Origin of the sequence: Enterococcus sp. 3H8_DIV0648 (genome assembly GCF_002140655.1) — a bacterium.
Taxonomy (GTDB): Bacteria; Bacillota; Bacilli; order Lactobacillales; family Enterococcaceae; genus Enterococcus_A; species Enterococcus_A hulanensis.
The window spans coordinates 112,228-113,504 of the sequence record NZ_NGLG01000002.1 but is presented as its reverse complement, the minus strand read 5'-3'; the positions used below and the strand labels follow the sequence as shown (position 1 = coordinate 113,504).

2 protein-coding genes are annotated in these 1,277 nt (G+C 33.0%); both read right to left on the bottom strand.

From position 1 onward, the window contains the following. Positions 1 to 275: 275 nt before the first annotated feature. Positions 276 to 569 carry a bacteriocin immunity protein gene (locus A5875_RS17040; protein ID WP_088934804.1) on the bottom strand — a complete coding sequence of 98 codons (294 nt, stop codon included), beginning with the start codon at positions 567 to 569 and terminating at the stop codon, positions 276 to 278. A 39-nt stretch (positions 570 to 608) separates the two neighbouring features. Continuing rightward, complete coding sequence (locus tag A5875_RS17035) at positions 609 to 794, bottom strand: leucocin A/sakacin P family class II bacteriocin (RefSeq protein ID WP_088934803.1); 186 nt, start codon at positions 792 to 794, stop codon at positions 609 to 611. Positions 795 to 1,277 lie beyond the last annotated feature (483 nt).

Genomic DNA, 1,277 nt, shown 5'->3' with positions numbered 1-1,277 from the left:
GCTAGATATTGTCGCAAAATGAAAGATTTCAATTTGTTTGAATCTTAATTCGACAAAGCCTATGTTTTCTAAGTAATGGAGAGGATAAGGAATGATAAAAATCCAATAAAATACACCCCCAGAATTATGGATAGTTCGTTCCATACCTGAGAGTGGTGCATTTTATATCAACTTTCATTTAAGGTCACGGTTTTTAGGCAAAAACAACTCCTATTAGTTCAAACAGGAAAAATGAATTTTCCATTATCAAAAATAGAATGGTAAAGATATTTGAACTAATAACCATATCGAATATTTGACAAAGAAGTTAACTGTTTTAAGTATTTCTTTTGCTCTTCATTAAGATAAACACCATCATTTCGCAAAGCCTTGGATATATCTAGATTCATTCGGCTTAGAATAAAAGGTACAGATGATCCTTTTTTTTGCAGCTCAAATTTATACTCGAGCAAAGTTTTTCGTAGTTGATCATTTTGACTAAGTTCTTTGTAATCAAGTAACACGTTGATAATATTTACTGCTTGTTCTCCCCTTTCATTACCGCCAGAAAACCATTTTACTGTAGACATGAACTCACCACCTAATTTTTTAGTACCTTAAAACAATTCTTATGACTTCCAACCAGCAGCCCCACCTGTTGCTAAGTTTGCTGCAGAATTATTTCCAATGATACTGATAGCTTTGCCCCAGTCAACTGAACAACCTTTCTTGTTACAAGATACACCATTGCCATAGTAGGTACCGCCAACAATATTCTTCATTTCGCGTAAATTTAATTTTTTTGATTTTGCCATATCAACACACTCCATTTTTTTATTTTTAGTACGAAAAAAGAGTAGCAAAAACTGCTTTAATTGTGGCTAAAAAGTCATGAAATCAAAAATAATCATCATGAAATAGTTGGGGCTATCAATCTTAAACTTATATTTTTTGGATCACCTTAATCCAAAGGCGGCGTTCCCTCTTTTTTCACTTAGTCTTTATAATCTCGTGCCTGTATGTCGGAGCTGTATGTCGGAGCTGTAACTCTACTTTCAAATGTGAGTCGTTTCTACCAATCCCTTCTCCTGTTTCAGATAATGGAAACGATTCTCCTTTCTTTAATTTTGAGTATAATACTCTTAGTGCTTTGGTTGGTATGTCGACTGATTTACAAATTAGAGGTGATCAATCTACCTTTGAAAATTTCTTATTGAATGAATTGTTTTTACTGGAGGAACAATACGAATTCCATAAAAAGGATGTTCAAAATTTCAATCGAAGAAAAGTATTGATTA

Coding starts and splice junctions, on each gene's coding strand:
- A5875_RS17035 (WP_088934803.1), bottom strand. CDS start 794: ATGGCAAAATCAAAAAAATTAAATTTACGCGAAATGAAGAATATTGTT.
- A5875_RS17040 (WP_088934804.1), bottom strand. CDS start 569: ATGTCTACAGTAAAATGGTTTTCTGGCGGTAATGAAAGGGGAGAACAA.